This is a genomic window from Catenibacillus scindens, assembly GCF_014202115.1.
GTDB lineage: Bacteria > Bacillota > Clostridia > Lachnospirales > Lachnospiraceae > Catenibacillus > Catenibacillus scindens.
Window position 1 is genome coordinate 249562 of sequence record NZ_JACHFW010000002.1, and the last position, 24735, is coordinate 274296.

Consider the following 24735-nt stretch of genomic DNA (forward strand, 5'->3'; position numbering starts at 1 on the left):
GGTAACGATGAAACTCTACGCGTCCGGGGAGGACTATTTGGAGGCTATTCTGGTTCTTCATAAAAAAATGGGTATGGTGCGCTCCGTGGACGTGGCTCGGCATCTTGGAGTATCCAAGCCCAGCGTCTGCCATGCGGTAGCAGTCCTGCAGGAGGGCGGCTTCCTTATTATGGATGAAGATCACTTTCTCCATCTGACAGAACAGGGGCGCAAGATCGCAGAAAAAATTTACGAGCGGCATCGGTTTTTTACAGCATGGCTTATGGAGGCCGGTGTCGATCTGAAAATCGCGGAAAAAGATGCCTGCCGTATTGAACATGTGGTCAGCGATGAAACTTTTTCCCGTCTGAAGGAAAAGTATAAGGAAGAAAGTACAGACAGTGAATTGTGAGAAAGCAGAGGAGGGGATTGGTGATGCAGCTGAACAGCTCTACAGACTATGCGATCCGGATGCTGATCTGCCTGGCCAAGGCTTCCGGAGCCGTTTCCTCCTCCCAACTGGCCAGAACGATTGGTGTCTCTCCGCGTTATCTGCTTCAGATTGGAGCCAGACTGCGGGATGCCGGTTTTATCAGTGTGAGTTTTGGCGCTGCCGGAGGATATAGGCTGTCTCGATTACCGGGAGAGATAAGTCTGCTGGATGTTATTACTGCTATGGAAGGGAGAAAGGATCTGTCAGAATGTCGATCATGTATAAAAGAAAAGCAGGAGTTCAGGCTTTTAAGACATGTTTATGAAGAATTAGAAATTGGGATAACAAGGCAGCTGCAGACAGTAACGATTTGTGAACTGCTGCCGGAAGAATAGGGAGAAGAAAACAACGTCTGGAAAGGTAAGATGGCTTATTTTTCCGGACGTTGTTTGTATGAGATCATTATTTCACAAAATGAATGAATAATATTCATTGACATTTCAGAAAAACCTGATATACTTGTGAAGTGAAAGGAGGTCATAACTGATGGCTGATATAAAAGAAAGATCGAAATCCACATTCAATCAACAGGCGGATACTTATGATGAGGATATCCATGGGCAGCATGCAAGAACACTCTATCCTGTTCTATTGAGTAAGTTGGCGCATATTCCGTTTCAGAGAGCCTTAGACTTGGGATGCGGGACGGGAGAGATGATGAAAATGCTGCTGCAGGTCGATGATCAGAGAGAGTTGTATGGCATTGATCTATCGGAAAAAATGCTTTCGGTTGCTGAGAGCAAATTATCGGGCAAGGTTCGGCTGGTTCTTGGAGACAGTGAGCATCTTCCGTTTGCGGACAATTTCTTTGATGTTGTGTACTGCAACGATTCCTTCCATCATTATCCGGCTCCGGAGAATGTCATTGGAGAAGTCCAAAGAGTTTTAAAACCGGGCGGTACATTTTTGATTGGAGATTGCTGGCAGCCCTTGGTAGGACGCGCGATTATGAATTTTTATATGCGCCATAGCAAAGAAGGCGATGTAAAAATTTATTCAAAAGAAGAGATGATTTCCCTGCTGTCTCAATGTTTCCATAATATTTCATGGGAGCAGGTAGGTCATACGGCTTGCGTTTCTATGGGTATAAAATGACTGATATTCACTCATTGAATTTATGGGAGCGGTATGGTATCATGGAAGAAAGGAGGAACGAGGTATGCGGATTACGAAAGAGCCGGAAGAGCGCAGACAGGAGATCTTTGATGCTGCCCTGAAACTGTTTGGCGAGAAGGGCTATGAAAAAATCACGATTACGGATATTGCCAAATCTATCGGGGTATCTCAGGGCCTTTGCTACCGTTATTTCCCATCAAAGGAAGTATTGTTTGACAGCGCGATTGAGCAGTATGCGGATATATTGGTATCCCAGTTTGCCAAAATGGCTGAAAACACCCATATGCCATTAAAACAATTCATCGAGGAGATGCCGTTGAATGTAGAAGATCAAAATACAAAATATTACGCAGTCTTCCATGGCCCGCAAAACAAAAAGTTCCATAACCAGCTTTCTCTCAAAACCTGTGAAAAACTTGTGCCAGTGATCGAAAAAATGCTGCAGAATGCCCGGGAAAATGGAGAGATCCAGCTTGAGGATCTGAAAACGGCGGCAATGTTCTGCATTTATGGGCAGCTTGGTATTCTGCTGGACGATGGTATGGACCAAAAGGAAAAAGCAAACCGGATTCGTAAATTTCTGATTTACGCGCTCCATCTTTAAAAGCCCCTGCTCCCAGTAGGGGAATTTTAATAGCCTATAAATGAATAATGTTCATTCAATAATAACATTTACATTTTAAATCAATGAAGCCTGTTAGAGCGGAAAGGAAGAACGATGATGAAGAAAATTGATTTTATCGGCGGCAATACAAGGCATTGTCTGCTGGCAATGGCGCTGCCAATGGTTGCGGCCATGTTTTTGAATATGATGTATAATCTGGTGGACAGCCTTTGGATCGGCAACTTACTGGGAGAAACAGCGTATGCTGCCTTAACAAATTCCACACCGATTATTTTAATTTTGACCTCCGTTGCCATGGGAGCCACAAACGGTGTATCCATTTTGCTTTCCCAGGCCATTGGCTCAAAAAATGAAAAACGAACGGAAAGTTTAATCGGCACTTCTTTTTGTGTGGCTGTCGTCTTTTCCATTGGAGTGACTGTCATACTGGAGATTTTGCTTCCGACGATCTTAAATGTTTTAAATACTCCGGCGGAAACTTATGATATGGCATACAGCTATTTATCCATCTATGTGTTAGGTTATCTGGCAATTTATTTATACTGTTATTTCGCTGCGGTGCTGCGCAGTTTTGGAAACTCTATGTTTCAGGCTATTGCCATGCTGACGACAACCATATTAAACGCGATTCTTGACCCTATTTTCATTCATTTTATCGGATTCAACGGCGCGGCTATAGCCACGGTATTGTCAGAGGGCATCTGCCTTGTATTTATGCTGTTTTACATTAAAAAGAAGAAACTGTTTGCATTTAAACTTTCCAGCTTTGATAAAGCGGATATATGGCTGCTGATTCAGAAAGCCGTTCCTTCTGTGGTCCAGCAAAGCATACCGGCGATCAGCACCACGTTTCTTACAGCCCTTGTCAGTACATACAGCATCACAGCCATTGCGGCTTATGGGGTAACAGGGAAACTGGAGATCATTCTTTTTTATCCGGCCATGGCTCTGAATATGGTCCTGACAACGATCATTGGCCAGTGTGCCGGCGGGAACCGGTATGACCGGGCAAGAGATTATCTGAAATGCGGTCTGAAATATGGCTGCGGCCTGCTGGTGATTCTTTCTGTGTTGGTTGTCGGTTTTTCCAGACAGCTTTCCGGACTGTTTGTGAGAAGCGATGAAGTGGCAGAGATTGTAGGTACCTATTTTTTGATTGTCGGCATTGGGTATATTTTGAATACGGTCACAAACTGTTATCTGGGGTCACTTAATGGTTTGGGAAAACCCTCTAAAAGCATGTTTTTGATGATTTTTTACTACATTATCGTAAGGATGCCCCTTGCTTATTTATTGTCCCATTTGAATTTGGGCCTTAATGGGATCTGGGCCGCAGTTTTAGTCAGTCATGTCGTTGCCAGTATTGCAGCCGCTTTAACAGGAAACGTATATTTGAAAAAGGGATGGAAGGGAACGAAAGAAGGAAATCGGATCTCTTCGGAAATGTAGCTATATTTGAGATAAGGAGGAAATCAGTATGTGGCTCAACGCTTCAACAGACTATGCGATCCGGATGCTGATCTGCCTGTCCAGGGCTTCCGGAGTCGTTTCCTCCTCCAAACTGGCAAAAGCTATTGGCGTATCGCCCCGTTATCTGCTTCAGATTGGAGCCAGACTGCGGGAGGCAGGATTCGTCCATGTGGGGCATGGCTCCGCCGGCGGCTATCAGTTGTCACGGCCGCCGGCTAAAATCAGTCTGATGGATGTCATTATGGCCATGAATCGTAAAGGCAATGTGGCTGTTCTGCCGGATAAAAGACTACCGAAGGAGGATTTTCACACACTGGAATGTACATATAGACGACTGGAAAAAGGGATACACAGGCAGCTGGAGAGCATTACGATTTCAGATTTGTCACAGACAGAGTGTGGGGAATTAAACAGACAAATCGGGAAGGCAAATACATAAAAGAGCCGTCAAATGTTGTGCTGTGACTGAAGCGAGCCGTCCACTTTGCTGATTTTATCAACATTTCGGTCCAATGGTGATGACCTGCAAAATATTGCGTATCGTATGAAGTACTTTGTTTTGAATTTCCGTTAAAACATGCTAAAATGAGTCGAAACGGAGGAAATATACATGAATGATTTTGAATTTACAGGCAGGATTATCAAGGAAGCCCGGGAAGCAAAAGGATGGACGCAGCTTCAGCTTGCTGATGCCTTAGATGTGGATATACGAACAGTAAGGCGATTAGAAGATGGAACCAGCAAGCATGGCACGGAAATATTTTTAAAATGTGTCGTAACGCTTCGTTTATCGGCGGACATTTGTATTTACGCGCCCCGCGATGAGACAGGGCTTCTGATGCACAGGCTCTATCAGGAGATGCTTCAGTTGACACCGCAACAGATTGAGCGGGTATACAAGTCGGCACTCCATATACGGGAATGGTATGACCAGCATCCGGAGATCGAGACATGGGAGGACTATATTCGGTACATGGGGAAATCCGATGAAGAACAGGAAGTGTGAAAGTACACAGAATGGGAAAAGTCCGAACAGAATAGTAAATTGATAGGGCAGGAATCCAATGCGGTTCCTGCTTTTTCTGCGCTTCCGGATCATTGGAAATATCCGGGGATTTTTTGAGAACCGAAAAGGTTGTGATTGACTGAAAAAAAGTGTCCCAACTCCACCGGAACTCCACATTCGTGTGATACACTACTTATGGAGGTGCAAGCAATGTCAAAACTGATTTTGGTTATAGAAGATGAAACATCCATTCAGAATATTATCAGGGCGTTCCTGGAGGACGCAGGCTACACGGTGGTCCTGGCCGCGGATGGTCTGGAAGGGATCGAACAGTTCCGGGCGAACAGGCCCAACCTGGTGCTTTTAGACTTAATGCTCCCGAAAATTGACGGCTTTGCCGTGTGCGAAATTCTGCGGAAAGAAAGCCATGTCCCCATTATCATGCTCACCGCATTGGACGATGACGACAGCCAGATGAAGGGCTTTGACGCCCTGGCCGATGATTACGTCACCAAGCCCTTTTCCATGCCGGTGGTGATGAAGCATATCGAAGCGGTACTGCGGCGGGCCGAACAGGGCGGCGCTGCGCCCAATACCGTGATACGCTATAAGGAAATCACGGTGGATACGGACAGCCTTTCCGTCCTTGTGGGAACAGAAAGCGTTTCCCTGACCACCAGGGAATTTGAGATTTTGAAGCTCCTTCTGGAAAACCAGGGCCGGGTGGTGTCCAGGGAAAGGCTGCTGGACACGGTTTGGGGCTACGATTATGTTGGCGACGAAAAAATCATAAACACCCACATCAAGAACATCCGTAAAAAGCTGGGTGTGGACTACATCGAAACCATAAGAGGGGCGGGATATAAAATTGAAAAGGAAGATTAGCGGGAGCATTCAGGCCAAGACCTTCCTCAGTATGCTGGCGCTGCTGGTGGTCTGCTGCATCCTCATTTACGGCATGGTAATGATCTTTCTGCCGAGAAATTATCATACGGAGCTGGAAGGCCAGGTTACTTCCGATTTTTATGACTTGATGGCGGTCCTGGAGCGGAACGGCTGGGAGGCCAGTTCGGACAGTTTGATGGAGTTTTCCATGAGGAACAACGCTTCGGTGAAAGTCAACGATCATTATGGGAATAATCTGTTCTCCGTGAATTTTGCCGATATGGAGAACCTGGACACTTCTGCCCCCTCTATGAGCTGTTCCGCTACATTCCAGCAAGGCGGGCAGACCTACCATGTATTTGCCAATGCCGCCCTGGTCGCGGTGGCGCAATCTTATGACATCCTGCTGAAGCTCATCCCCTTGATCGCCGTTGTGATTCTGCTGATCTCCGTCATGGGGGCGGTGGTTTGTTCCCGGTACTACTCCAAGCCACTGGTTAGTATCAGCAATGTGGCGAAACGGATGACCACCCTGGATATGACCTGGAAGTGTGAAGTCAACCGAAAAGACGAGATCGGTGTACTGGCTGCCAGCCTGAATGAAATGGCCCAGCGGTTAAGCAGCACAATGGAGCGTCTGCAGGCCGCCAATGAACAGCTGCAGCAGGATATTGAACGGGAGCGGGAACAGGAAAAACAGAGGATTGATTTTTTTACAGCCGTTTCCCACGAATTAAAAACGCCGATTGCCATCCTCAAAGGGGAACTGGAGGGGATGCTCTATCAGGTAGGAGAGTATAAAGACCGGGATGCTTATCTGCGCCATTGCCTGAAAATCACCGATGATATGGGAAAAATCGTGAAGGAGATCCTTATGGCGGCCCGGATGGGCGGCAGTGATTTTCAGCTTTCCTGTTCAGATCTGGATTTGAGTCCGATGGCAGAGCGGGCATGCCGGAAGATCATGGGAAGGATGGAAGATAAAGGAATGGATCTTACTATGGACATCCATCCGGAAGTGCATTACCGTGGGGATGGGCGGCTGTTGGAGATGGCGCTGGATAATGTATTGAGCAATGCGGTGATCTATTCCCAGGCAGGCGCAAGGGTAGCCGTTTCATTAAAAGATGGGCTGTTTTCTGTAGAGAACAGCGGCGTTCATCTGCCGGAGGAGGATCTGAAGAAGATCTTTAAACCCTTCTACCGGCCGGATAAATCCCGGAACCGGAACAGCGGCGGCAGTGGTCTGGGACTTTATATTACCAAAATGATTTTAGAACATCATGGGATTGATTGCTGCATGGAAAATACGGAGGCTGGCGTAAAATTTACGGTATTTTTGTAGTGAATGTTAATGTGCGTTGCTTGTGGCAACGGGCATTTTTCCGTACAATAGCAGTACAAACTTAAGGTGAAGGAGTGAGTTTTTTATGTTATCGGAGAATATTAAGGCAATCAGAAAATCAAAAGGACTTTCGCAGCAGGAGCTTGCTGTCAAGCTGAACGTCGTGCGGCAAACCGTTTCTAAATGGGAGCAGGGATTGTCGGTTCCGGATTCGGATATGCTGATCTCCCTGTCGGAAGTGCTTGAAATCCCCGTAAGCACGTTATTGGGAGAAACTGTTGTTGAAACAGAGGTTGATCGCCTAAAAGCTATTTCTGAAAAACTGGAGATCATAAATTTACAACTGGCGCAAAGAAAAATCACGAGAAGGAAAATGATCCGTTGGCTGCTTATTGCACTGTGCGCGATTATAACCATAGGTTTTGCAGCCTTGGGAATCGTAAATAGCCCTTATTTGGGTTGGGATTATAGTGACCCTGAAACCGCTGTTTTGGGAGTGGCTTTTCATTCATTTGAATGGCTGTTTGTCAGAGTAGCGCCGATTCTCTTTCTTGCGGCAATCGTTGGAATTGTCTTGACATTTAAGAAAGAATGAATTGTAAACAGGAGTGTTTCTGAAATGAAGAAAAAAATCATCGGGAGTATCCTTGCAATAGCGGTTGTGCTGGCATTGGTTTTCATCGTTTATTATCGAGCGGTTCCAGACGAATATGTGCCTGCTGCTGATGAAATAGCCCTGCATATACAATTAGATACAGAAGAAGATATTGGATTACTGGTTTATGATTATCGCGCAGACAGTCACGAATACAGCGGAGGCATATCAAATGCGGACGGGTCTTTAATCAAGCATGATTCTGATAACATTGTGGTATGGAATAAAGACGAACTCAATACGCTTTCCGATACTTTCGAGCTGTCCATGCAGTTCCGAATCATAACCGAATATGTAACGCCCAATTATGAAAATATCTATCCGGATGACATTACAAAATATATAGAGCCTATCTCATGGGATGCCAACTTTGGAGAATCATATTTTATTACGATCACCGGTGATAAGACCAATGGATATAAAGCTATATTAAAATAACTATGAAAAAATAAAAGTATGATTCCATGTCGATTTGTAATGTTAGATCGTCAGTATTATCAAGCCGGGAAAATCACTGGCTCAAGGAAAAGGTGTTCACCAATGTAAGCGGAAATGCCGTGGCCTATTCGCCGGTAGGCGCGGTGATTACCGTCACCCAAAAGGACGAGGTGTTTTCCGTGGAGAATACTGGCGTCCACATTGCTGAGGAAGATTTGGAGCGCATCTTCACGCCCTTCTACCGGGTGGATAAATCCCGAAACCGGAACAGCGGCGGCAGCGGCCTGGGGCTGTATATCACCAAAACCATCCTGGATCACCACGAAATCGTCTACAATATGGTGAATACGAAAAATGGTGTGAAGTTTATGGCATTTCTGTGGTGATGGCACCATATTATCATTCAAAAGCGTTGGATGCGTATCTCATGGGGTGGCACATCCGGCGCTTTATTATGGATTATCTATGCCTTTGGGTGGATAACAAGTTTATTTTCCGGTGCCATTCAGCCTAATTTCTTATGCTCGCAGCGCCTTTTGAATGTAAGCCTTTCTTTTACGGGAAGTTGCGTTATTGTTAATCTGCGTTGCTTGCCGTATGAGGGCTAATGTGTTACTTTGGATTTATCAAAGCAAAGGAGTGTAACGCACAATGTTTGGAGAAAACTTAAAAACTCTCAGAAAGCAAAAAGGCTTTTCACAGGAAGAATTGGCAACAAGGCTCCATGTAGTCCGACAGACCATTTCTAAGTGGGAGAAAAATTTATCTGTTCCCGACGCCGATACCCTTATCCGATTGGCTGAAACATTGGAAGTATCTGTCAGCGAATTGCTGGGGGCAAAAATTGAAAATGAAAATACCGCCAGTGATGTCGCAGAGCAGTTATCAAGGATAAATGAGCAGCTTGCAATCAAAAATCGCCGCTCACGCCGTATCTGGAAAATCGTTGCCATTATATTGGCGGCTATCGTTTTAATAAACATTTTCATTGCCGTGTTTTTCAGCGTTCCAAACCTCAATGAAGGCAATCAGAGCAATCAGCCAGAGATAACCGATCAAATACAAAACATAGAGGAATGAATGGCAAAGCCAGCCGAACTATTCAACGATAAAACAAACACCACTTGTAAAACAAGCCCCCTTGATCGCCGTTGTGATTCTGCTGATCTCCGTCATGGGGGCGGTGGTTTGTTCCCGGTACTACTCCAAGCCACTGGTTAGTATCAGCAATGTGGCAAAGCGGATGACCACCCTGGACAAATCCCGGAACCGGAACAGCGGCGGCAGCGGCCTGGGGCTGTATATCACCAAGACCATTCTGGACCACCATGAAATCATCCACAACATGGTTAATACGGAAAACGGTGTGAAGTTTACGGCGTTTTTGTGGTGATGGTACTATAAAGTCTTATAAAAAAACGTCGGGTGTGTACCTAACAGTTACCATGCCCGACGTTTTTTCATGGGATTTTATTCACCTAAATGCGTAGACTGGAGGCGTCTTTTCCGTTGCCGTTCGGCCTCTTTCTTTCGGCGTATGGCTGCCTCTGGACATAGCCTATACTTACACTCTATTATTCATATTTCCTGCCTTGTGTTCTTTGGGCGAATGAAATATAATAAAAAATGTTATCGGAGGTATGAATGTAGGGCGTGTTTGGCTGCTCCTAACAAATACAGAAACATTAGCAGATTGGCACAGGAAGAAATGTGGTGATGAATGTGATAAAAATAGCAATATGTGACGATGAAGAAAAAGCCGTTGCCCTGCACGAAAGGATCGTTAAAGCCTGCTTGCAGTCGCAAGGTATCGGCTATGAAATAACAACCTATACCCAAAGCCGCAATCTGCTTTATGACATAACCGATGATGGCTTTTTCTATGACTTGATTTTGCTGGATATTGAAATGCCGGGGATCAGCGGAATGGAAATCCCGCAGCAGCTTAAAGGCTTTCTCCCGAATGTTAAAATTATTTTTGTGACCTCGCACACAGAATATGCCATTGATGCCTTTGAACTGTCTATCTTTCGCTATGTGCCGAAAAACAATCTGGAAGTGAAGCTGGCCGCTGCCGTGACCGATGCCGCCAAGCTGATTGAATTGGAGGCCGGTCAGGAGTACATCATCCAAACGGCAAACCGTATGGAAAAGATTCCGTACAAGGACATTTTCTATATCCAGCGGGACGGCAAAAACGCCAGCATTGTGTCCAGCGCCGGAATTTCCAAGGTGCGCAAGAGCTTGCAGCAGGTATTTGACGAGCTGAATACACCGGAGTTTATCTTTGTTGACCGCGGATACATTGTCAACATCATCCAGATCATGAAAATCAGCGGCAGTACGGCTATTCTCAAAAATGGAGAGCAGTTACCCATCAGTCGTTCCCACTTGCAGGAGGTCAAGCAAAAAATCAATGAGTTTTGGGGGGCGCATATATGATGGAGTATATTTCAGCGATTTCCTACCTTCTTACCAATGAAATGCGCCTGTTTTTGGGGCTTTTCCTTGTGGCAAAGGCGATGGGCTTCCAGCCGGAAAGAAGGCTGCTGCTTTTGTCTGGGGCTGGCGGTGTTCTGGCAACAGTTCTGCAAATGGCAGGATTGCCGACGATCGGTGTTTTGACCGTCGAATTGCTGGTAATCACTGGGGTTACATGGTATTGTCTGCGGGACAAATTAAACCTTTGCCTGTTCCTGATTTTCTTTTATGAAGTCGGCGTAGGGCTATGGGATTTCCTTCTGCAAGCGGGTTTGGGCATTATGTTCCGTTCGGAAAATTTTATCAATCCCAATGCGATGGAATACCTGGCCGGTATCTGGCTGGTACGCCTTTTAATGCTCATTGGGGCGATCATACTGGTAAAGCAGGATCATCCAAACGCAGGGACACTTCGGGCTTTGTCTGTTCTTGTCATTTTGGGAATGTTTGGCGCTGTAACCCTGTCAGAGCAAACCATCCTGCCGCTGAACGAAGATCAGGTCGGCACATGGATTATTCTGTCTCTTATCTTGCTGTTTGCAATCCTGTTTTACCGTGTCAACCAGCAGCGCGAGATGGAGGCGGAAATTGCAAAACTAAAACAGGAACAGGCGGAAATCGTAGAACGGGATTATCAGGCGCTGCGCCGTACTTATGCGGACAATGCCAAACTGTATCACGATCTGCATAATCATATTGAGGCCATTTATCAATGTCTGACGCAGGGCGATATTCAGGAAGCAGTACAATATTGTGAGGACTTGCGTACCCCTGTGCGGCAAATTTCACAAACTGTTTGGACGGGTGACAAAGCCCTTGATTATCTCATCAGCAGTAAAATGGCGTTGGCCGGGCAAGAGCAGATCAAAACAAAGGTCAATATCGAATATCCCCATAATACCAATATCCGCAGCGTGGACTTGACAACTATTTTAGGAAATCTGCTGGACAACGCTTTGGAGGCAGCCAAAACAGCCCCGGAGAATTTGCGTTTTCTAAATCTTACGATCCGGCGGATTAACGCCATGCTCATTATCAAAGTAGAAAATGGATATGGCAGCACGCCCGTACAGGAAAACGGAAAGCTGCTGACTTCTAAAAAGGACAAAGCCTTTCATGGATGGGGACTGAAAAGTGTCCAGACAGCGGCGGATCGCTACGATGGAACCATTCGCACCGATTACAAAGATCATGTGTTCCAATCCGTTGTCACCCTGTCTTTCCAGCCGGTCAAAACATCATAATCCTTGCTTCGATAGATCAATGGCAGGCGGCCTAAAAGCTGCCTGCCATTTTTTCGTGGTCAAAAACCTGCCATTGGCGGACATTACCGCACGCAGGGGGTCTTTGGTGTATGCTTGCATTGTAAACAAGAAACCCAATGACATACAGAAATATAGGAGGTTGTTTGTATGCGTCACTTTTATTTTCGTTTGATCCTCGGCATCGTTTTTATCTGCTGTATGATTTACAGCTTTATCACCATGAATATCCCGTTTGCTTTGCTGTATATCTTCCTCGGCGGTGTGTTTTTGTATTCCGCCTATTCTATCTGGAAGAAAGAAAAAGATCATCGGAGGTAAGCGATATGAGCAGCACGACACTTCTTTCCCTCAACAAATTAAGCGTCTGGTATACTGCCAATCATCCCGTACTTTCAGATTTTTCACTGGATTTGGGGACAAATGAAGTTGTCGGGCTGATTGGGCTGAACGGTGCCGGAAAAACGACCTTTATCAAAACTGTTGCCGGTTTATTGCCAAACTATCGTTTGGACCGTGCCACATGGAACGGTCAACCGTTCCTGTTCCGCGATAAAGCTTTTAAGCGAAGCCGGTATATTGTCTTTGCAGAAGATCGGTCTTTTCAGTATTTCACATTCCGCGAGTATTTGACGTATGTGGCTGCGTCTTATGGCGTACCGCTGCCGGATGTGACCGGGCTGGTAAAAGGCTTCCACTTTGAGGATTATACCAGTGTTCTCTTAAAGGAGCTGTCCACCGGAAATCTGAAAAAAGCCTATCTGATCACAGCGTTTGCCCTGCGTCCCAGGCTATTGCTTTTGGACGAACCCGTAAACGGGCTGGACTTTCAAAGCACAGAGTTTTTATACCAGCTTATGGGCGGTTATAAGCAGTATGGGACGCTCCTGTTTTCGTCCCACATCTTAGAAAGCATTTGTCTGACTTCTGACCGTGTACTGGTTTTGGAGCATGGCAGGATCAGCCAGACATTCACTGGCGCTAAGATTGCTGCCGGAAACATCCGGGAGGTGCTGGCCGATGACGAACATCATTAAAGCACTTTCCAAACAGTTTTTTGGCTCAAAGTATGAGAGCGCCAGAAAAAGCCTGATGGCCGCGGTTATCCTGTTTGCCGCGGTCTATGCGGCTGAATTTCGAGTTGAAATTGCGCCATTTATTCTCTGCCTGACGTCAACCTTTTTTACCGCCGGTATCATGTGGCAGATGCTTGCCGGGCGGCGGCACATGGAAATAATGCAGGGGATGTTTATGCTCCCCTTTGATAACCGCAGCTTTGTCTTTTCCTATGTACTGGTGCTGGGAGCGTACACTCTGATTACAAAAACATTGCTGATCTGGGCACTGTTCTTCGCTGTTGCCTCATGGAGCGCAGGGGAAATCATGCTTGCGGTCTTATGCGGCTGCATGGCGTGCGCGGTGACGGCAGCGGGGTATCGGATGTGCCGGAAAGGTCTTGCTGCTCTGCTGGTCCTTTGGGCCGCTGGCATTTTGGCCGTCATCGTGCTGGTACGCCAGTGGGCGGCGGTGCTGCCCGTGTCAATGGCAAGCCTTGCGGCTGCGGCGCTGTATCTGGCGTTTGCAGATGCCTATGACTTTTACAGTGCAGCCGTTGCAAAAAGAACTGTCCGGCATAAAGGCCGCGCCGGAAGTGTGTTCGTTTACCTGACACGCTATTTGATGGCAAACAAGAGTTATCTGATCAATACCGTGGGCCTGTGTGGGATTGCCTGCTTTCTGCCTCTGCTGTTCGGCGGATTTCAAGGACTGGATATGTTCCCAATCGGCCTTGCGATCCTTTGCTTGAACACCCCAATCTGTACGCTGCTGTCCTGCGACCCGGATCTGGAACAGGCGATCCGTATGCTTCCCGGACAGGCGGGGCGGTTTTGCCGGAAGTATTGCCTGTTTATTTTTACGGTCAACAGCATTGTTGCCAGTATTTACCTTTGCAGTTGGCAGATCGTAAACAGCGGTCTTAATTTTGCCCATGTGGGGACGCTTCTTATGTTCGCCCTGCAAAGCGCCATTTTGTCGGTGATTCTGGAATGGAAGCATCCAATCCGTGATTGGAAAACAGAAAGCGATTTGTGGCATCATCCCCGCAAATATCTTGTTCCGCTGATGATGCTGCTGGCTGCGGCAGTTGTAAGCACATGGACATTGGCCCTTTGGATATGTGTTGCTGTTTTGCTGATGGAGTGCTGTGTTTTGTTTTTTGTTACAAGGAGAGGGTGACAATGAAAAATTCAAAGTGTTGTCCGAAGTGCCATTCGGAGAATATTGTGCGAGTGCCGGATAATCCTGCTCGATACGCCAGCGGAAACAATATCTATACCACAAACATGACCTTATTTGGGAAAATTCCCGTGATCCGCTATGTTTGCTGTAACTGCGGTTATGTAGAAAATTGGGTGGAAAACCGACATGAATTGGTCGAGATCAAAAAAACATTCGGATAAGGAGGTCTTGGACTGTATATCACCCATTGTCCTTTTCACTATGTGCTTTTGAAAGTTTCCTGGCAGTTGATTTTTCGGAGAAAAGTGAAATACGCCTCCATTGAATCTGCTATCTTTTTCCCTTATAATGACCTCACGAGGTGAATATTATGAAGGAAATGAATCTTGGCCGCATCCTGATCGAGAATCGTCACAAAAGAGGAATCACACAGGATGAGCTGGCCGCTCATATTGGCGTTTCAAAAGGAGCTGTTTCCAAATGGGAAACCGGATCGTCTCTGCCAGATATTTCGCTGTTGCCACAACTGGCGTCTTATTTCGATATCAGCATTGACGAGTTGATCGGATACCAGCCACAGATGGAAAAAGAGGATATTCAGAAATTATATATCCGCCTTTCAAAGGACTTTTCTGTATTGCCCTTTGATGAGGTCTTGGCCGAGTGCCTTGAAATTGTAAAGAAATATTATTCCTGCTATCCGCTCTTGTTTCAATTAGGATCTCTTTTGGTCAATCATATTGCGCAGGCTTCCAATCCGGAGCAAATGACACAGATTATGGAAAAAGCTCTGGAATGTTTCCATCGTGTGAGATCCGAAGCAGATGAGCCAAATCTGCAAAAAGAGGCACTGTTAATGGAAGCATTTTGTTTGCTTCAGCTCCAGCGCCCATCGGAAGTCATAGATATTCTGGAGCCAGTTGAAATGCAAGCTGGATCTCCTGAACCGCTCCTGGCTTCTGCATATCGGGCGACCGGTAATGATAAGGAGGCAAAAAAAATCCTTCAGATCGGAATCTACAAAGAGATGATGACTTTCTTTGATCTGTTCCCTTCTTATCTGAACTTGTGTCTGAACGATGCGGAGCAATTTGAAGAAGCCTGTCAGCGATTTTATCAGATTGCGGATACTTTTCAAGTGAAAACACTGCATCCCAGTATTCTTTTAGGAGTCTATATTACGATCGCTCAGGGGTGGCTGGCGCTTGGTGATATTGAGCAGGCGCTGGATATTCTCACGCAGTATACGGATCTGGCCGTCAGTGATATTTATCCATTGCATCTTCATGGGGATAACTTTTTCAATCTTCTGGATGAATGGTTTGACAGCGAACTCATGTTAGGAGCCTTTCCGCCAAGAGATGAAGCGCTGATTAGGCACAGTATGACACAAGCTCTCAGTGAAAATCCTGTCTTCCTTCCGTTGGCAGAAAACCCACGATTTCAGGCCATGATCAATCGGCTGAGAGCAAACGAGGAGGGAAAATAAATGGAGACTGTTACCATACAAAAACTATCCAAAACTTATCCTGGCGGAAAAGAAGCATTAAAACAACTCTCACTGTCCCTAAACAAAGGAGAGGTATTCGGTTTTCTTGGTCCCAATGGCGCGGGAAAGACAACAACCGTAAAACTTCTTACCGGAGTCCTTGCTCCATCCGGCGGTTCCTGTGATATCATGGGCGTTAATCCCAACACTCAACCGGAAAAGGCCCATCTCCTGTCCGGGATTGTGACCGAACATGCACAGATGTATGATAATCTGACAGGTATGGGAAATCTGATCTTCTATGCCGCTGCCTTTGGGCTGGAACAAAAAGAAGGAAAACAGCGCGGCGAGTCGCTGCTCAAGGAATTAGAGCTGACAGAAGCGAAAGACCGAAAACTGGCGACTTATTCTACTGGTATGAGGCAGAGACTTTCTTTGGCGCGGGCGCTGCTGCATCGCCCGAAAGTTCTGTTTCTTGATGAGCCGACTTCCGGCTTAGATCCGGAAAGCGCCCAGAATGTCAATCAAATGATTCACAATCTGGCCAGCAAAGAAGGCATCACTGTTTTCCTCTGTACCCATCAGCTCAGGTATGCTCAGGAAATCTGCACACGCTACGGACTGATTGAACATGGGTCTCTTTTGGCTTCAGGCACAATAGATGAATTACGCACCCAGGCATTTCCCTCAAAATCACTTCGTATCTGCGCGTCGGCCGTTCCTGAAAAGCTGAATTTTGTCAAACGCAGAGCCAATGAGTTTGAAACTCAAATACAAGATAAAAAAGAAATCCCTGATCTGGTACGAAAGATTGTAGAAGCCGGCGAGGACATTTATTCTGTAAATCTCATAGAACCCAGTCTGGAAGATATTTATTTTGCCCTGACTGCAGGCAGAAAGGAGGATCGAGCGATATGAAGGCTGCTATGTATGCGATCATAAAAAAGGATTTTCGTGGTGTTGCAAGTAACCGCAGGTTATTTTCCGCTCTTTTAATCGTTCCTTTGGCATTGACTATCGTATTGCCATCTATTTTCGTCATTGCTATTCATTTTGCACCGGATGACCCGGATATTACGAAGCTGCTGTCGCTGCTTCCTGAAGCCGCGCAGGCGGAAAGCCTGGAGCTTACGCTTTCCGGCATGGTATTAAATTATATACTTCCGGTCTTTTTCCTGATGATACCCATCATGGCTGCTTCTATCATGGCAGCCAGCGCATTTGTAGGAGAAAAGGAACGCCATACGCTTGAAACATTGCTCTATTGCCCGCTTACGCTCAAACAGATCTTTCGGGCAAAAGTGTGGGCCTCTTTCCTTTTAAGTATGCTTGTCTCGCTGATCTCCTTTACGGCTATGTTCCTGGTCATCGAAGCAGAATTGTTTTTCCTGATGGGAAGGCTGCTGGTTCCGAGCGTAAGCTGGCTGGTTGTTATGCTGCTGCTTTCCCCCGCAATATCACTGATTGCCGTTACCCTGATCGTCCGCGGTTCTGCCAAAGCGCAGAGTGTGGAGGAATCTCAGCAGGCTGCCGTTTTTCTGATCATTCCGCTGATTCTGTTTATAGCAGGACAGTTTACCGGCGTCCTCTTAATGAATGTCTGGATTCTTCTCGGACTCGGTGCGGTCTGCGCAATACTCGCTTGGTTTCTTTTGCAAAAATCTATGGGACGATTCACCTACGAAAAACTTCTGCAATAAGAGATGTTATTCAACAGATAATTTGGCTTCTATACGAATTTGTATCTGCCTGACGGCGGAAAAAGAAAAAAACCGTCGTCTGGCAGACAATATCCATGCTTATTTATCGCTGCGGCGGCTTTGAACAAATCAAGGCCGCCGATTTTTTTACACCTTATCGTCAACTCCACCAAAAAAATATCCAGGCTCCACCTTAACTCCACCTTCGTAGTGTACCATAAGGGTATCCCCGGCAGACGGGGACACCACCGGAGCCAAAAACAGCTTCGGCAAACAACTGTAAAGGAGGTACACAAGTGAACCCACTGGTTTTACAAAAAGGAAATGAGGTGGCTGTGACATGAACCTGTACAAACGGGCCTACCTGTATTCCATTCGCAAAAAGGGCAAGACCCTCACGCTGCTGGCGTTTCTGCTGGTTATGGCCACGCTGATGCTGACCTGCCTTTCCATTCAATCGGCCACGGAAACGGCCAACGCCAACATCAAAAAAGCCTTGTTGGGCTATTTCACCATCAACGCCAAGACGCTGGAAAACGGCATCCCGGAGGATACAGTGAGCCAAATTCTTGATGTGGATGGTTTGAGCGGCAGGTACACCCTGCGCTCCTACACCTACGCTGCTTATTTTGACGCAGACGGGAACGGTCTTACGATCAATACCGAGGGCGCTGCCCAGGTGCCGGAGGGCTATGAGAACGCCGGACGGGTGGTGGCCAACTCCAATTCCCAGGAGGACAGCTATTTCACCGATGGCGGCTTTGAAATGGTGGAGGGCAGCCCCATCACCACTGAAACCGGCAGCCAGGTGCTGATCCATGAGAAGTTCGCCCAGCGCAACGGCCTGTCTGTGGGCGACACCATGCTGCTGGGAAATGTGGAGGACAAAGATAAGACCATCCCCGTGACGGTGGCCGGGATCTTCACCAATACGGAAGAACAGGATTCCATCGGCATGGCTCCGTCCTATGACCTTTACGACAATATCGTTTTCACCGACCTCTCCACCGCCTCTTTCCTGCTCTACGGCACGGAGGGAACCACCAATGTCCAGTACGGGGATTTCTATGTGAACGACCCGGACGAGCTGGAGCGCATTATGACTGATGTGCAGGAACTGGATGGCGTGGATTGGGAGAGCTGCACCCTGACCCGCTACGACAACGACTATCAGAACGCCAAGGAATCCTTGGAGGGCTTGCAGAACATCGTCTTTATCGCCATTGCGGTGGTATCGGTGATCTGTTTCCTGGTGCTGGCCCTGTTCCTGACGCTGCGGCTCCGTGGGCGAATCCACGAAACCGGCGTCTATCTGGCCATGGGCATTTCCAAAGGCTCGGTGCTGCTGCAATACCTGCTGGAAGTGATCCTTGTGGCGGCCATCGCCCTGGTGATTTCATTCGGCACCAGCACAGCCATTTCCCATCAGATCGGGAGCAGCCTGCTCTCCCAGGTGACAAGCGAAACCTATGAAACGGTGGACTTGACCGGGGAAAGCGAAGCTGTTGAAGAAGAACCCGCCGAGGATTTGGGCCTTGCCGAGATCGAGGTGGCTCTTTCCGCCGAGGATTACGCACTGGTATGGGCTTTCGGTATGGTGCTGTGTGTGGCCTCTACCGCACTGGCGGCCTATCCCATTATGAAGATGAAGCCCAAGAGTATTTTGTCGCAGATGAGTTAAGGAGGTGCAGGCGATATGAATAATTTAGGAATACGAGCGATTTTATATAGCGCACGGAAATGGAAAAAGACCTTGCTGGTGTTCTGCTTGCTCCTGGCCATTACCACTTTGGTGCTTTCCGGCCTTGCCATAGCCGATGCCCAGGAGGAACAGGCCGAGGAAGTCCGGGGAACCACCGGGGCCAGCTTTACCGTGGAGCGCGACATCTCTACGGGCGGCTGGAACGGCAATTACAGCACACAGGAATTTATGTCCGAGGACATGATCCAGCAGATTGCCGCAGTGGATGGCATTGCGGGGTATGATGCCACTCTAATTACCCTACCCCGTATCTTCAATGATAAGGGTGAGGAACTGGCCCATGAGAATTACAGCTTCTACAACTACGGCTCCTACAACTCCCAATACCATGAGCTGTTCTTGTCGGGCCGGTTTGAGCTGGTGGAAGGCACCCATATCACCGATGATATGACGGGTAGCATTATCATCAGCCGGGAACTGGCTGAGTGGAACGGGCTGAAGGTTGGGGATACCTTGACAGGCGTTTACTACCCGCAAAATAACACCCCGGAAGTGGATATGGAGATCGTAGGCATCTTCGATGTGGTGGCGGACAAGGACGACCAAGTGAATATGTATGATGATGCGTCCTATTACGCCTATTCCAGCTATGTTTTTTGCAGCATGGACGCAGCCGAGGGCCTGATTAAGGGCTGGGGCGAAGATGGCGAGGGCATTTCCGAAGCCTACTACTATGTCACGGACGCCGCCCAGTTAGAGAATGTGATTCGGGAAGTGCAAAGCATTTCCTCGATCAACTGGAACAACTACAAGATCACCGCCAACGACGAGGTGTATCAGAATATCTCCAGCGCCCTTTCTGACACCGGCACCCTGATTACCACCCTCATCATTGTCATTACTGCTGTGAGCATGGTACTGATTATCCTCATTCTCTCCATGTCCATCCGCAGCCGGAAACGGGAAACCGGAATCCTGCTGGCAGTGGGTATCGCCAAGCCTGCGGTCATTCTCCAATATGTGCTGGAAACCCTGCTGATCGCGGTGGTGGCCTTCCCGCTGGCGTATCTATCGAGCAAGCAGGTGGCGGGAACTTTGGGAACTCTGTTCGGCAAGGCGGCGGAGAATGTCATCGTCACGCCAGAGCATTTCATGCTGGTGGCTATCGTGGGAGGTATCCTGCTGGTGGCGGCGGTGCTGGTGTCCAGTATCTCGACCATACGGTTAAAGCCAAAGCAGATTTTGGCGCAGATGGAGTAAAGGAGGCGCAATATGAATTTAGGAATACGAGCGATTTTATATAGCGCGAGAAAATGGAAAAAGACACTGCTGGTGTTCTTCCTACTCTTGGCTATTACCACCCTGGTGCTGTCCGGGCTGGCGATTGCCGACGCTCAGGAGGAACAATCGGAGGAACTGCGGGGTGTGACAGGAGCCAGCTTCACCGTCAATGCCAACAATGGCTATACTCTGCAGCCTGTCACGGACGAAATGATTGAGGAAATCGCCGCTATCGACGGCGTGGAGGCCTATAACACATCTCAATGGACGATTGTAAATCTCTATAATCAGGATACTTTGATGAAAGGGACGGATGAACGGGAAGGTGTGGCAGACCTTTTTTATGGGTCAGGCTGCTTCGATTCAGAATATTCGCCTTTGTTCCTTAGCGGAGCCCTGCGTTTGACAGAAGGCCGCCATGTGACAGATGGCAATGGCGGAATCATCTTGTACGAAGGTCTTGCCGATAAATATGGGTTGTCCCTTGGCGATACGCTCGAAATTAAAAACGGGAACCCAGATGATCCGCTGGTAGAGTGTGAAATTGTCGGTTTGTTTGAGGTCATTGCAGATGATGACGATGAACAGGCTACTATGGCAAGACCCTCAACATTTTATGATTACGAGGAATACATCTTTGTGGATATGGATACCATGTCGGCCATATCTACGCCCTATACGGCCAGTGAGGGAAATGGGATTACTTCCGTTGACTTCTTCGTTTCCGACGCCGCCAAGCTGGAAAGTATCGTACAGGAAGTGCAGAACAGCACCTCTATCGACTGGAACTCCTATTACATCACCGTGAACAATGAAGTGTACGAGCGCATTTCCAGTTCTATTGCGGATACGGCTACTTTGATTACGATGCTGATCGTGGTGATTACTGTGGTGAGCATGATGCTGTTCGTTCTCATTCTCTCCATGTCCATCCGCAGCCGGAAACGGGAAACCGGAATCCTGCTGGCGGTAGGTATTGCCAAGCCTGCGGTGATTCTACAATATGTGCTGGAAACCCTGCTGATCGCAGTGGTGGCCTTCCCGCTGGCCTATTTGTCCAGCAAGCAGGTTGCCGGCGCCCTGGGAACGCTGTTTGGCAAGGCAGCGCAGAATGTCATCGTCACCCCGGAGCACTTTATGCTGGTGGCTATTGTGGGCGGCGTCCTGCTGGTGGTGGCGGTGCTGGTGTCCAGTATCTCGACCATGCGGCTGAAGCCCAAGCAGATTTTGTCTCAGATGGAATAAGACCATCCACCCCCTAAAATAACGAAATGAGGTAATTACGATGAGTATCATGGAAATCAAGCAAGTGGGATATTCCTACGATAATAAAAAGAAAGTCTTAAAAGGCGTCAACGCCGAAATGGAACAGGGCAAACTTTACGCCATCCTGGGGCCTTCCGGCTGCGGCAAAACCACCCTGCTCTCCCTGATCGGCGGCCTGGACAGCCCCGGCAGCGGCCAGATCTATTTTGACGGGCAGGACATTGCCAGGACGGGCCTTTCCGATCACCGGAAAAACCATGTGGCGTTTATCTTTCAGGCATATAACCTCATCGACTATCTGACTCCTGCGGAGAATGTGTCGCTGACTTCCAAGCTGCCACCGCTGCCCATTCTGGAGCGCCTGGGGCTGACGAAAGAAGAAGCCAGGCGGAATGTGCTGAAGCTCTCCGGCGGCCAGCAGCAGCGGGTGGCTATCGCCCGTGCTTTGGCCAGCGAGGCTCCGGTGATCCTTGCAGATGAGCCGACTGGAAATTTGGATGAGGATACCGCTCAGGACATCACAGAAATCCTCAAAGAGAGCGCCCATAAGATGAACAAGTGTGTCGTGGTCGTTACCCACTCCGGTGAACTGGCGAAACAGGCCGATGTGGTATTCCGGCTGAAAAAGGGTGAGCTGCAGGTGCTGGAGCGTATTGACGATCCTTCTGCACAGCCACGATCCCGAAGAAACAATACTTCCCGCAGTGAAAGGAGGGGGCGTTGATGGAAAGGGACAACAATCGAAGCGTGAAACCTTCTAAAAAGGGGAATATCTTTTCCATAGTTTTTGCCGTTCTTGCAGGAATATTGTTGGTTACAGCCATGGTGTCTCTTGGAGCCTGCCATAAAAACATTTCTCTGCAGCTTGAACAGGGAGTTCCCGTGCAGGGAAATGAACTGGCTATTATAAACCTTTATCTTACAAGCTGTGTTCAATATATTGCTCTTGCAGCAGCCATGGCATTTTGCAGTTTTACCGTCCGCAAACTGTCTGCGGTTAAAAATGAAATGCCGGATCAGACCACCCAGTATATGCTTGATCCACCGGCAGATCTTCAGGACTCTGTTTCTGCAGAGGAGGATGAGACAGAGGAAGACGATGTGGATTTAGAAGTCTGGGGGTTCAAAGAGCAGGGCAAATAAAGAGATGTTTATCCTGCGGAAAGAGAGGAGGGGCAAGAAATGTGGGTCAGCGCATCAACCGATTATGCGATCCGAATGATGATATGTTTGGCCGATGCTGCAGGACCGGTTTCTTCATCTAAACTGGCAAGAATGATCGGTGTTTCCACACGGTATCTTCTGCAGATCGGAGCCAGACTGCGTGACGCCGGAATGATCACAGTTACCTATGGCTCATCGGGAGGATACAAGCTGTCTTTACCGCCGGAAGAAATTTGTTTATTGGACATTATTATGCTGATGGAGCGGAGAGCAGAGCAAACTGCTTTCCGCTCCGACGAAGCAACAGAAACGGAATTTCAGCTTTTGGAGCAAACATATCGGGATCTTGGAAGTCAGTTTTCAGAACAACTCCGTAAAACAACAATTAGTAAATTGCTGCTGGGGAAATGATTTATTTTCGACATATTATATAGATATTTGCGTCAGAGCAGCAGTAAGCTATGAGCGGCCGGATTCATGCCAGCCGCTCATGGCTCGTCAGACGATTAAACTTTTTATAGGGTTCAGAGAAAATCAATCCGTTTGTGTAATATTTTAACGCAGTATGGCCAGCTATAAATCGTAAAAGGGATCTCTTGACAGGTTAGTTATTGCTAACTATAATAAATTTATAGAGCCTGTTTATATTATGATATATCCTATGGGAGCAGCAATGAAGAAGTATAAGATCGAGAAAAACACGGTGCAGGAAACACTGGTCATCCCACTATATGGACGTTGGTTATGCTCGCAGCGGTATCCCCATTTGTTTCAGGATGAAAATGCGGCCGGGCTGATGAAACGCATAGATTATGATTTTTCAGAATTGGAGAGGCGGTCAGCCGGGCTGATGCAGGAGTTCGGCGCAATGGAGACAGCGATGCGGCAGAAGGATATGGCATGGGAGGTCAGGGATTATCTGTTGTCCCATCCCAATGCCGCTGTGGTCAACCTGGGCTGTGGCTTGGACTGCACTGGACGGAACTGTGACAATGGAAGCTGTAAAATATATAACATTGATCTGCCGGATGTCATCAGGGTGAGGAATCAGCTGCTTCCGGCGGGAGATCGGGAGAAAAATCTGGCGCTGGATTTGAATGATCCTGCATGGATGGCTGCCATTGACAGTGATCCGGAAGATGGAACAGTGTTGTTTGCCGCTGGGGTATTTTATTATTTTCAGGCAGAAGCAGTGCGGACGATGGTTGCTGCTATGTCCCGTCGCTTCCCCGGTGGAAGGCTTGTTTTTGATGCCGCCGGCAAAACTGCCGTAAAGCTGATGCTGAAAACCTGGGTGAAACAGGCAGACATTCAGGATGTGGGAGCCTATTTTTCAGTGGCACATGCCAAAGAGGAGTTGGTCCGCTGGGCAGAGAATTTAAAGGTTTCCAGCCGTGGATATATGCAGGGCTATGAAAAGCTGGAGGGATTGGGCATTAAACCTGTTCATCGCCTGCTGGCTAAAATCGCTGATGGTCCACTGCATTTGCAGATCGTGCGGATAGATTTTGATACAAAGTAAAGCTGGATAAGAATATTGTGGAGGGAGGAGTGACAGTGAACTGGATACGCATGGTTTTGGATGGTTTTATGATGGCAGCTTATTTTAATCTGTTCGCTGCGGCTGTGGCGATATACAACCCCCGATTGATGTTTCCCTGTTATCCCCCATCCATTATTAAGGATGCGCCGGAACCTCCCACGAAAGCGGAGAACCGGTTTTATATGCTTTGGATCTGTTTCGGAGAAATCCTGCCCCTGATTATTTATGGCTCGGTCAGCATGATGGAAGGCGGAACCCGGGGATTCGGCTGGATGGCGCTGCACGGTTATATCCAGTGGCTGATGATCGGCTTTGCGGACCTGTTTTTCTTAGATGTCTGGCTGATCCAGAAAAAATGCAGGAAGCGGTTTATTATTCCCGGAACCGAGGGACATCCCGGCTATGAGTTCAAGGCATGGATGAAAAGCTATGCCCTGCCGGAACATCTGCTCCAGTGGCCATTGCTTCTTTGTCCGGTGATGGCTTTGCTTCAGGCAGGACTGGGAGTTTTGTTAGTGAGACTATCATCGTAAGGATGAGACTATTGTAGTAAGGATGAGACTATAGTAACAGCAATTAAATTTGTTAAAGAGG

Annotated in this window: 30 protein-coding genes; all 30 read left to right on the forward strand. The window is 47.6% G+C overall.

The window, feature by feature from the left end; all coding sequences use genetic code 11:
• Positions 1–7 precede the first annotated feature (7 nt).
• The 30 genes from HNP82_RS04010 (at position 8) to HNP82_RS04155 (ending at position 24674) form a co-directional block, all read left to right on the forward strand.
• Positions 8–391 (forward strand): metal-dependent transcriptional regulator, encoded by a 384-nt coding sequence (locus tag HNP82_RS04010; RefSeq protein WP_183771767.1) that lies wholly within the window; start codon positions 8–10, stop codon positions 389–391.
• Between the two features lie 23 nt (positions 392–414).
• Positions 415–807 carry an RrF2 family transcriptional regulator gene (locus tag HNP82_RS04015; RefSeq protein ID WP_183771769.1) on the forward strand — a complete coding sequence of 131 codons (393 nt, stop codon included), beginning with the start codon at positions 415–417 and terminating at the stop codon, positions 805–807.
• Between the two features lie 151 nt (positions 808–958).
• On the forward strand, positions 959–1567 hold the full coding sequence (locus HNP82_RS04020; RefSeq protein ID WP_183771771.1) for a class I SAM-dependent methyltransferase: 609 nt from the start codon (positions 959–961) through the stop codon (positions 1565–1567).
• Positions 1568–1631: 64 nt separating this feature from the next.
• Positions 1632–2192 (forward strand): TetR/AcrR family transcriptional regulator, encoded by a 561-nt coding sequence (locus tag HNP82_RS04025; protein WP_183771773.1) that lies wholly within the window; start codon positions 1632–1634, stop codon positions 2190–2192.
• Between the two features lie 114 nt (positions 2193–2306).
• Positions 2307–3662 (forward strand): MATE family efflux transporter, encoded by a 1356-nt coding sequence (locus tag HNP82_RS04030; protein ID WP_183771775.1) that lies wholly within the window; start codon positions 2307–2309, stop codon positions 3660–3662.
• Positions 3663–3690: 28 nt separating this feature from the next.
• Positions 3691–4122, forward strand: coding sequence for an RrF2 family transcriptional regulator (locus HNP82_RS04035; protein WP_183771777.1), 432 nt, complete (start codon positions 3691–3693; stop codon positions 4120–4122).
• A gap of 171 nt (positions 4123–4293) precedes the next feature.
• Positions 4294–4689, forward strand: coding sequence for a helix-turn-helix domain-containing protein (locus HNP82_RS04040; RefSeq protein WP_183771779.1), 396 nt, complete (start codon positions 4294–4296; stop codon positions 4687–4689).
• 210 nt (positions 4690–4899) lie between these two features.
• Positions 4900–5574 carry a response regulator transcription factor gene (locus HNP82_RS04045; protein ID WP_183771781.1) on the forward strand — a complete coding sequence of 225 codons (675 nt, stop codon included), beginning with the start codon at positions 4900–4902 and terminating at the stop codon, positions 5572–5574.
• Complete coding sequence (locus tag HNP82_RS04050) at positions 5558–6919, forward strand: HAMP domain-containing sensor histidine kinase (RefSeq protein ID WP_207720545.1); 1362 nt, start codon at positions 5558–5560, stop codon at positions 6917–6919. Before HNP82_RS04045 ends, HNP82_RS04050 begins: the two co-directional genes overlap by 17 nt.
• Positions 6920–7004: 85 nt before the next feature.
• Entirely contained in the window at positions 7005–7514 is a 510-nt protein-coding gene (locus HNP82_RS04055) for a helix-turn-helix domain-containing protein (protein WP_183771783.1), read from the forward strand.
• A gap of 24 nt (positions 7515–7538) precedes the next feature.
• On the forward strand, positions 7539–8012 hold the full coding sequence (locus tag HNP82_RS04060; RefSeq protein WP_183771784.1) for a hypothetical protein: 474 nt from the start codon (positions 7539–7541) through the stop codon (positions 8010–8012).
• A gap of 26 nt (positions 8013–8038) precedes the next feature.
• Positions 8039–8398 (forward strand): sensor histidine kinase, encoded by a 360-nt coding sequence (locus tag HNP82_RS04065; protein ID WP_207720546.1) that lies wholly within the window; start codon positions 8039–8041, stop codon positions 8396–8398.
• A 265-nt stretch (positions 8399–8663) separates the two neighbouring features.
• Entirely contained in the window at positions 8664–9092 is a 429-nt protein-coding gene (locus tag HNP82_RS04070; RefSeq protein WP_117493285.1) for a helix-turn-helix domain-containing protein, read from the forward strand.
• A gap of 61 nt (positions 9093–9153) precedes the next feature.
• Complete coding sequence (locus HNP82_RS17810; protein ID WP_207720547.1) at positions 9154–9405, forward strand: hypothetical protein; 252 nt, start codon at positions 9154–9156, stop codon at positions 9403–9405.
• Positions 9406–9734: 329 nt separating this feature from the next.
• Positions 9735–10454: a LytR/AlgR family response regulator transcription factor gene (locus HNP82_RS04080; protein WP_183772099.1), complete on the forward strand. Its 720-nt coding sequence runs from the start codon at positions 9735–9737 to the stop codon at positions 10452–10454.
• Entirely contained in the window at positions 10451–11737 is a 1287-nt protein-coding gene (locus tag HNP82_RS04085; protein ID WP_183771785.1) for a sensor histidine kinase, read from the forward strand. Before HNP82_RS04080 ends, HNP82_RS04085 begins: the two co-directional genes overlap by 4 nt.
• Positions 11738–11905: 168 nt before the next feature.
• The gene (locus HNP82_RS04090) at positions 11906–12076 is read left to right on the forward strand and encodes a hypothetical protein (RefSeq protein ID WP_183771786.1); all 171 of its coding nucleotides are present in this window, start codon (positions 11906–11908) and stop codon (positions 12074–12076) included.
• 5 nt (positions 12077–12081) lie between these two features.
• Complete coding sequence (locus HNP82_RS04095) at positions 12082–12792, forward strand: ATP-binding cassette domain-containing protein (RefSeq protein WP_183771787.1); 711 nt, start codon at positions 12082–12084, stop codon at positions 12790–12792.
• The gene (locus HNP82_RS04100; RefSeq protein ID WP_183771788.1) at positions 12776–13993 is read left to right on the forward strand and encodes a hypothetical protein; all 1218 of its coding nucleotides are present in this window, start codon (positions 12776–12778) and stop codon (positions 13991–13993) included. The genes HNP82_RS04095 and HNP82_RS04100 overlap by 17 nt, the downstream gene beginning before the upstream one ends.
• 373 nt (positions 13994–14366) lie before the next feature.
• Positions 14367–15485: a helix-turn-helix domain-containing protein gene (locus HNP82_RS04105; RefSeq protein WP_183771789.1), complete on the forward strand. Its 1119-nt coding sequence runs from the start codon at positions 14367–14369 to the stop codon at positions 15483–15485.
• Positions 15486–16403: an ABC transporter ATP-binding protein gene (locus HNP82_RS04110; protein ID WP_183771790.1), complete on the forward strand. Its 918-nt coding sequence runs from the start codon at positions 15486–15488 to the stop codon at positions 16401–16403.
• Entirely contained in the window at positions 16400–17185 is a 786-nt protein-coding gene (locus tag HNP82_RS04115; RefSeq protein WP_183771791.1) for an ABC transporter permease family protein, read from the forward strand. The genes HNP82_RS04110 and HNP82_RS04115 overlap by 4 nt, the downstream gene beginning before the upstream one ends.
• 556 nt (positions 17186–17741) lie before the next feature.
• Positions 17742–18866, forward strand: a complete 1125-nt coding sequence (locus HNP82_RS04120) for an ABC transporter permease (protein WP_330599429.1) — start codon at positions 17742–17744, stop codon at positions 18864–18866.
• Between the two features lie 15 nt (positions 18867–18881).
• Positions 18882–20147, forward strand: coding sequence for an ABC transporter permease (locus HNP82_RS04125; protein ID WP_183771795.1), 1266 nt, complete (start codon positions 18882–18884; stop codon positions 20145–20147).
• An 87-nt stretch (positions 20148–20234) separates the two neighbouring features.
• Positions 20235–21413: an ABC transporter permease gene (locus HNP82_RS04130; protein ID WP_243164628.1), complete on the forward strand. Its 1179-nt coding sequence runs from the start codon at positions 20235–20237 to the stop codon at positions 21411–21413.
• Between the two features lie 40 nt (positions 21414–21453).
• On the forward strand, positions 21454–22158 hold the full coding sequence (locus HNP82_RS04135) for an ABC transporter ATP-binding protein (RefSeq protein WP_183771799.1): 705 nt from the start codon (positions 21454–21456) through the stop codon (positions 22156–22158).
• Entirely contained in the window at positions 22158–22577 is a 420-nt protein-coding gene (locus HNP82_RS04140; RefSeq protein ID WP_183771801.1) for a hypothetical protein, read from the forward strand. Before HNP82_RS04135 ends, HNP82_RS04140 begins: the two co-directional genes overlap by 1 nt.
• A gap of 39 nt (positions 22578–22616) precedes the next feature.
• On the forward strand, positions 22617–23009 hold the full coding sequence (locus HNP82_RS04145) for an RrF2 family transcriptional regulator (protein WP_183771803.1): 393 nt from the start codon (positions 22617–22619) through the stop codon (positions 23007–23009).
• A gap of 262 nt (positions 23010–23271) precedes the next feature.
• Positions 23272–24120 carry a class I SAM-dependent methyltransferase gene (locus HNP82_RS04150; RefSeq protein ID WP_183771805.1) on the forward strand — a complete coding sequence of 283 codons (849 nt, stop codon included), beginning with the start codon at positions 23272–23274 and terminating at the stop codon, positions 24118–24120.
• Positions 24121–24155: 35 nt separating this feature from the next.
• Positions 24156–24674: a hypothetical protein gene (locus HNP82_RS04155; RefSeq protein ID WP_183771807.1), complete on the forward strand. Its 519-nt coding sequence runs from the start codon at positions 24156–24158 to the stop codon at positions 24672–24674.
• The last annotated feature ends 61 nt before the right edge of the window (positions 24675–24735 follow it).